At 59.6% G+C, this 7491-nt stretch carries 8 protein-coding genes; 2 read left to right on the top strand and 6 right to left on the bottom strand.

Annotation, left to right across the window (positions count from 1 at the left end; genetic code table 11):
- Nucleotides 1-495: TolC family protein (locus tag DBR24_RS11605; RefSeq protein ID WP_146189022.1), on the bottom strand; the 495-nt coding region annotated here is incomplete at its 3' end.
- Between the two features lie 589 nt (nucleotides 496-1084).
- On the opposite strand from DBR24_RS11605, the gene DBR24_RS11600 reads away from it, so the two are divergent.
- Complete coding sequence (locus DBR24_RS11600) at nucleotides 1085-1759, top strand: heavy metal response regulator transcription factor (protein WP_128614809.1); 675 nt, start codon at nucleotides 1085-1087, stop codon at nucleotides 1757-1759.
- Nucleotides 1756-3189, top strand: coding sequence for a heavy metal sensor histidine kinase (locus DBR24_RS11595; RefSeq protein WP_128614808.1), 1434 nt, complete (start codon nucleotides 1756-1758; stop codon nucleotides 3187-3189). The genes DBR24_RS11600 and DBR24_RS11595 overlap by 4 nt, the downstream gene beginning before the upstream one ends.
- A 131-nt stretch (nucleotides 3190-3320) precedes the next feature.
- Here the strand turns inward: DBR24_RS11595 and DBR24_RS11590 are convergent, their stop codons facing one another.
- From DBR24_RS11590 to DBR24_RS31990, 5 genes are all read right to left on the bottom strand, one after another.
- Nucleotides 3321-5063: an ABC transporter substrate-binding protein gene (locus tag DBR24_RS11590; RefSeq protein ID WP_128614807.1), complete on the bottom strand. Its 1743-nt coding sequence runs from the start codon at nucleotides 5061-5063 to the stop codon at nucleotides 3321-3323.
- 47 nt (nucleotides 5064-5110) lie between these two features.
- Entirely contained in the window at nucleotides 5111-5383 is a 273-nt protein-coding gene (locus DBR24_RS11585) for a DUF2160 domain-containing protein (RefSeq protein WP_007912485.1), read from the bottom strand.
- A 10-nt stretch (nucleotides 5384-5393) separates the two neighbouring features.
- Nucleotides 5394-6194, bottom strand: a complete 801-nt coding sequence (locus DBR24_RS11580; protein ID WP_128614806.1) for a carbohydrate ABC transporter permease — start codon at nucleotides 6192-6194, stop codon at nucleotides 5394-5396.
- Between the two features lie 10 nt (nucleotides 6195-6204).
- Nucleotides 6205-7071 (bottom strand): carbohydrate ABC transporter permease, encoded by an 867-nt coding sequence (locus DBR24_RS11575; RefSeq protein WP_007912484.1) that lies wholly within the window; start codon nucleotides 7069-7071, stop codon nucleotides 6205-6207.
- Nucleotides 7068-7491, bottom strand: a 424-nt coding sequence (locus DBR24_RS31990; protein WP_256591411.1) for a TOBE domain-containing protein, incomplete at its 5' end; no start/stop codon positions are given. The genes DBR24_RS11575 and DBR24_RS31990, both read right to left, overlap by 4 nt.

Below are 7491 nucleotides of genomic sequence, written 5' to 3'. Positions count from 1 at the left end.
CCCTTGCGCCACCCGCACACCGTGCTCGGCCAATTGCAGAGATTGCCGGGACAGCTGCAAACGCTGCTGCGCGGTTTGCGCACTGTTGAACGCCTGAATTACATCGGCACGCAAGGCATTGCGCTTGCGCTCCAGTTCGATGCCGGCAGCGTCCTGCGCGCGGCTGGCGACGTCGATGCGGGCGCCGCGTTTGCCGCCCAGTTCGATCGGCTGGCTGAGCATCACCGTGGTGGTGCGCGAGTTGCGCCGGGTGTCTTCAGCCTCCCACGAAACTTCAGGATTGGGGATCAGGCCAGCCTGTTTGCGGTCGCCCTCGGCAATACCGATTTCCCATTGGGCAGCGGCCAGATCCGGGTTGCCGGCGAAGGCCGTTTGCAGGGCCTGCTCCAGAGTCAGGGTCGATGCAACCGCAAGGTTTGCAGTGGCCAGCAACAGAATGCCGCTGGCTATTTTTTTCAGGCGTGATCGCGCCATCAGTTCTGTTAAACCGGGCAATGGAAGACTTCCTTTAATCAAGAATCTTTGATGCCGCCACGGTAGAGTTTTGAACTTATCGACAAGGTGACTGGAAGATTACAAATCCGTTATCCACGGTTTGCCGAAGTTGTTTTGTTCTAGGATGCGAAGTGAAAACGGCTCTATCGAAATACATCGAAACAAAAACACAATAGTTATCTGCTGAACAGCACTTGCGGGAATCAAACTCATAAGGATTTTGTGGCTTGTGCTGCGACCGGCTGTCGCAGAGCAGCGTTTTAAAGCGCTTGGCGGTTGACCCTGTAGCCACTACAACCTTTATTGTCCGGACTTCCCCTCACCCCAGCCCTCTCCCGGGGGAGAGGGAGCCGACCGAGGTGTATGACACTTTCCATCGACCTGTTAAATCAAGTCGACTATGGATTCCGTAAAGATGTTCCACGTCGGTGCAGTTCTGAAGCCCCTCACCCTAACCCTCTCCCTCTGGGAGAGGGTTAGGGTGAGGGGCTTCTTATCGTTAAAGAACAACGTCCGGAAGACCTTACAAAAACAATAACTTTCCCGGCCACCTTAATTAAATATCCATTAATAGAAGTGGTGATAGATCATGCGAATCCTTGTCGTCGAGGACGAGCTTAAAGCTGCCGAATACTTGCATCAGGGTTTGACCGAAAGTGGTTATATCGTTGACCACGCCGCCACCGGTGCCGATGGATTGCATCTGGCGCAACAGCAGACTTATGACCTGATCATTCTCGACGTGAACCTGCCGGAACTGGACGGCTGGGGCGTGCTGGAACAACTGCGCCGCACCCACTCAACGCGGGTGATGATGCTCACCGCACGCGGGCGGCTGGCGGACAAGATCCGCGGTCTGGACCTGGGCGCCGATGACTATCTGGTCAAGCCGTTCGAGTTTCCCGAACTGCTGGCGCGGGTGCGCACCTTGATGCGCCGCAGCGAAAACATCCCGGTGCCACAGGTGTTGAAAGTGGCCGACCTGGAACTCGATCCGGGCCGCCATCGCGCGTTTCGTGGCGCGCAGCGTATTGACCTGACCACCAAGGAATTCGCCCTGCTGCACCTGCTGATGCGCCAGTCCGGCGAGGTGCTGACCCGCACGCAGATCATCTCGCTGGTGTGGGACATGAACTTCGATTGCGACACCAACGTGGTCGAAGTGTCGATCCGCCGCTTGCGGGCAAAAATCGACGACCCGTTCGAGCACAAGCTGATCCATACCCTGCGCGGTGTCGGTTACGTGCTGGAGGCGCGGGAATGAAGCCGGCCAGCCTGTCGATGCGCCTCGGTCTGACGGTGAGTACGCTCGGCGCGATGCTGGTGGTGTTTCTGGCGATCCTGGCGTATTTCGCCCTGACCCATGAGCTCAACGCGCTGTCGCGCGACAGCCTGCAAAAGAAGATGGCGCAGGTGGAGCACAGCCTGTCGCTGTACGTCGACGCCAAGGAAGTCAGTGGCAAGCCGCACATTCTGCTCGATCAGGTCATGGGCCATGACAACCTGACGCTGACCATTTATGACCGCTTGAACCTGCGTTCGCCGTTGCTCAAAGCCGGCTCCGGGCTGAGGGATCCGCGGGTCGAATTGCGGGCAGTGCGAGCGGCGACCGATCAGTTGACCTACAGCGACAGTACCGATGCCGAGGGGGCGAAATTCCTTACCGCTTCGAAGTTGATTCGGCTCAAGGATGGCAGCCGCGTGCCGGTGTTGCTGTCGATGGACAACGCCCACGATCAGGCCTTGCTCAGCGCCTATCTGCGCTCGACGCTGATTGCCCTGCCGCTGTTGCTGGTGTTCATCGGCCTCACCGCGTGGGGTGCGGTGCAGCGCGGCCTGGCGCCGATGCGCGAGTTTCGCAAAGTGGCGGCGATGGTCTCGACCCAGGACCTGGACCATCGGCTGGCGGTGGTGAACATGCCACAGGAATTGAGCGAACTGGCCCAGGGCATCAACGTCATGCTGCATCGGCTGGATGCCGGGGTGCAGCAGTTGTCGCAGTTCTCCGATGATCTGGCCCATGAGCTGCGCACGCCGATCAACAACCTGATGGGCAAAGCCCAGGTGACCTTGTCCCGCGAACGCACAACCGAGGAATACAAGGACGTATTGGTGTCCTGCACCGAGGAGCTGGAGCGCGTGGCGCGGATTGTTTCGGACATGCTGTTTCTGGCGCAAGTCAGTCATCCGTCGGCGCTGGCGCCGTTTGAATCGGTGGCGCTGGAGGCTGAGGTCGCAAAAGTGGCCGAAATGTTTTCGTTGTCGGCGCAGGAAAAGAACATTCACGTGAACGTCGTCGGCAGCGCGTCAGTGCAGGGTGACCGGTTGATGATTCAGCGGGCGGTTTCCAATTTGCTGTCGAATGCGCTGCGCCATTGCCCGGAGGGGAAAACCGTGACGCTGCTGATCGAGCAAGGTGCGACACAGGCTTCGCTGTTGGTGAGCAATCCGGGGGCAGGGATCGAGGCGCAGCATCTGCCGCATCTGTTCGATCGTTTCTACCGCGTCGACAGCGCCCGCTCGCGCTCGCAGGGCAGCACCGGGCTGGGGCTGGCGATTGTGCGCTCGATCATGAGCCTGCATCAGGGGGTGGCGGAGGTGAAAAGCCTGCCCGGCGCCATGACCGTATTCCGCTTGGGCTTTCCTGTGGCGACACCAATGGCCCCATCGCTGGCAAGCCAGCTCCCACAGTGAATTGCGGTGTACACAGAGTTTTGTGCACACCACAGAAACCTGTGGGAGCCTGGCTTGCCAGCGATGGCGGTCGATCAAGCACAAATGAAAACGGCACCTTGCGGTGCCGTTTGCCTTTCACCGCGCCACTATCACTTGCGCGCATCCGCCCACGATTTCAGCAGTTCGTTGTAGCTCACGGTCTCGCCCTTCGGCTTCTCGTTGGCCAGCTTCGGTTTCGGTGCACCCGGTTGATCAAACCAGTATTGCGCGTCGCGCTCCGGGTTCATTTTCGGTGCACACACCGCTTGCGCCTTGGAGCGTTCGAGACGCGTCATGATCGCGTCCTGATCCTTGGCCAAACCATCCAGCGCCTGTTGCGGGGTCTTCTCGCCGCTGGCCGCTTCGGCGATGTGGCTCCACCACAATTGCGCCAGACGCGGATAGTCCGGCACGTTGGTCCCGGTCGGGGTCCATTGCACGCGGGCCGGGCTGCGGTAGAACTCGACCAGGCCACCGAGCTTCGGCGCCAGATCGGTCATCGCCTGCGAGTTGATGTCCGACTCGCGAATCGGCGTCAGGCCCACAATGGTTTTCTTCAGCGACACGGTTTTCGAGGTGACGAACTGCGCATACAGCCACGCCGCGAGTTTCTGTTTCTCAGGCGTGGATTTCATGAACGTCCACGACCCCACGTCCTGATACCCAAGCTTCATGCCCTCCTCCCAATACGGTCCGCGCGGCGACGGCGCCATGCGCCATTTCGGCGTGCCGTCGGCGTTGACCACCGGCAGACCCGGTTTGGTCATGTCGGCGGTGAACGCGGTGTACCAGAAAATCTGCTGGGCGATGTTGCCTTGCGACGGCACCGGACCAGATTCGGAGAAGGTCATGCCTGCCGCTTCCGGTGGCGCGTACTTCTTCAGCCAGTCGACATACTTGGTGGTGGCGAACACCGCGGCCGGACCGTTGGTGTCGCCGCCACGGGTCACGCTGGAACCGACCGGATGGCAGTCCTCGACGCGAATCCCCCACTCGTCCACCGGCAAGCCGTTGGGCAGGCCCTTGTCGCCGCCACCGGCCATGGAGAACCAGGCATCGGTGAAACGCCAGCCCAGCGACGGGTCTTTCTTGCCGTAGTCCATGTGCCCGTAGACGCGCTTGCCGTCGATTTCCTTGACGTCTTCGCTGAAGAATTTGGCGATGTCTTCATAGGCTGACCAGTTCACCGGCACGCCCAATTCGTAGCCGTACTTTTCCTTGAATTTGGCTTTCAGGTCGGCGCGTTCGAACCAGTCGGCGCGAAACCAGTAAAGGTTGGCGAACTGCTGGTCGGGCAACTGATAAACCTTGCCGTCCGGCGCGGTGGTGAACGAGATGCCGATGAAGTCCTTGATGTCGAGGGTCGGCGAGGTGAAGTTCTTGCCTTCGTTGGCCATCAGGTCGGTGATCGACTCGGTCTTGCCGTAGCGAAAGTGCGTACCAATCAGGTCCGAGTCGTTGACCCAGCCGTCGTAGATGTTTTTGTCCGACTGCATCACCGTCTGCATTTTTTCCACCACGTCGCCTTCTTGCAGCAGGTCGTGGGTCAGCTTGATCCCGGTGATTTCGGTGAAGGCCTTGGCCAGCACCTTGGACTCGTATTCGTGGGTGGTCAGGGTCTCGGAAACCACTTTGATTTCCATGCCGCGAAACGGCTCGGCGGCCTTGATGAACCACTTCAGTTCTTCGAGTTGCTGCTCCGCCGTCAGGGTCGACGGTTTGAATTCACTGCCGATCCATTTTTTTGCCGCGTCTTCGTAGGCATCCGCCCAGGCAGATGCGCTCAAACCGCTGAGTGCCAGCATGGCTGCCAATGAAATGCTATGTCGCAGCTTATTGTTTTTGTCGAACATAGAGACCTCCTGTTTAAGTTGTGGAGCCGCGTTGCCGAACGACTCGACTAGCCCCAACGCATCACAGCCAACAGCCACACCAGGGACAACGCGGACGCCACCCAGATGCTCCAGTCGGTGGCGCCGATCACCAGCAAATGCAGGTAGGCGCTGCCGAGAAGACCGATAAACAAGCGATCGCCACGGGTGGTGGCAATCGGCAGAAAACCTCGCCGCAGGATGCTCGGCGAGCGCAACTCCCATGTCGTCATACCAACCAGAATCAGGCCGATGACGATGAAGAAAGCTGCAGTAGGTGTAGTCCAGCTCATCCATTCCATCATCAGCTCCTCAGACCCGACCGAGGGCAAAGCCCTTGGCCACGTGGTTGCGAACAAACCAGATCACCAGCATGCCCGGCAGAATGGTCAAGACCCCCGCCGCCGCCAGCACGCCCCAGTCAATGCCCGAGGCCGAGACCGTGCGCGTCATCACGGCGGCAATCGGCTTGGCATTCACCGAGGTCAGCGTGCGCGCCAGCAACAGTTCGACCCAGGAAAACATGAAGCAGAAAAACGCCGTCACGCCGATGCCGGAGCCGATCAGCGGGATAAAAATCTTCACGAAGAACTTGGGGAAACTGTAGCCGTCGATGTAGGCGGTTTCGTCGATTTCCTTGGGCACGCCGGACATGAAGCCCTCGAGAATCCACACCGCCAGCGGCACGTTGAACAGGCAGTGCGCGAGTGCCACGGCGATGTGCGTGTCAAACAGCCCGATCGACGAATACAACTGGAAGAACGGCAGCAGAAACACCGCCGGCGGCGCCATGCGGTTGGTCAGCAGCCAGAAGAACAGGTGTTTGTCGCCGAGGAAGCGATAACGCGAAAACGCATACGCCGCCGGCAACGCCACGCTCAGTGAGATCCCCGTGTTCAGGCTGACGTAGTACAGCGAGTTGATGTAGCCGCTGTACCAGCTCGGATCGGTGAAGATCACCTTGTAGTTCGCCAGCGTGAAGTCCTGTGGGAAAAGGGTTAACCCGCCGAGGATTTCGGTGTTGCTCTTGAACGACATGTTCAGCAGCCAGTAGATCGGCACCAGCAGGAACAGGATGTACACCAGCAGCGGAATCAGCTTTCTCTTGCTCATGGCCGGGCCCTCAGCGGTTGGCGTCGGAATGGGTCATGGCGGTGTAGAACAGCCACGAAACCAACAGGATGATCAGGAAGTACACCAGCGAAAACGCCGCTGCCGGACCGAGGTCGAATTGCCCTACCGCCATCTGCGTCAATGTCTGGCTCAAGAACGTCGTGGCGTTACCCGGCCCGCCGCCGGTGAGCACGAACGGCTCGGTGTAGATCATGAAACTGTCCATGAAGCGCAGCATCACCGCGATCAGCAGCACGCTTTTCAGCTTCGGCAACTGAATGTGGCGGAACACTGCCCACGCCGACGCCCGGTCGATGCGCGCCGCCTGGTAATACACGTCGGGAATCGCCCGCAGACCCGAGAAGCACAACAGCGCCACCAATGAAGTCCAGTGCCAGACGTCCATCACCAGCACCGTGACCCAGGCGTCCATGGTGTTAGCCGCGTAGTTGTAGCTGATGCCCATCGCGTTAAGGCTCGACCCGAGCAGACCGATGTCGGCGCGGCCGAAGATCTGCCAGATCGTGCCGACCACGTTCCACGGGATCAGCAGCGGGATTGCCAGAATGATCAGCACCACCGACGACCAGCGGCCCTTGGTCGGCATGGTCAGGGCGACGGCGATGCCCAGCGGGATTTCAATCAGCAATACGCACGCGGAGTAGATGAACTGGCGCAGCAGCGAGTCGTGCAGACGTGGATCGAGCAGCACTTGCTTGTACCAATCGGCGCCAACGAAGTAGCGGCTGGATTGGTCGAAGATGTCCTGCACCGAATAGTTGACCACGGTCATCATCGGGATCACCGCACTGAAGGCCACCAGCAGAAACACCGGCAATACCAGCCACCAGGCCTTGTTGTTCTGCACCTTGTTCATGGCTGCACCTCATCACCGGCTTCAAGCAGAAATTCATCGGCATAGACCATCAACCACTGCGCTGGAAAACTGATGTACGCCGTGCCCTGCGGCACCGGTTTGTCTTCGGTCAGGCGCACCTTGAGCGGCGCGCCATCGAGGTCGAGGGTCATGATCTTGTAGGTGCCGAGGTCTTCGACGTGTACGACCCGCGCCTGCATCGCGTCATCAAACGGCTCGTCCCACACATGAATGAACTCGGGGCGGATGCCGACCTTCAGATTTTTCCACTGACCGTGCTCGATATGCCGTTGCATGGCGTCGGACAACGGCAGGTGCGTCGAGGCGAAACCGACGCCGCCGGGTTGCGGCTGCACGTCGATCAGGTTCATCCCCGGACTGCCGATGAAGTAGCCGACAAAGGTGTGGCTCGGCCGCTCG

Origin of the sequence: Pseudomonas sp. HMWF006, from assembly GCF_003061205.1 — a bacterium.
Taxonomy (GTDB): Bacteria; Pseudomonadota; Gammaproteobacteria; order Pseudomonadales; family Pseudomonadaceae; genus Aquipseudomonas; species Aquipseudomonas monsensis.
The sequence above is the reverse complement of the archived record's forward strand: the minus strand, read 5'-3'. Positions and strand labels throughout refer to the sequence as shown.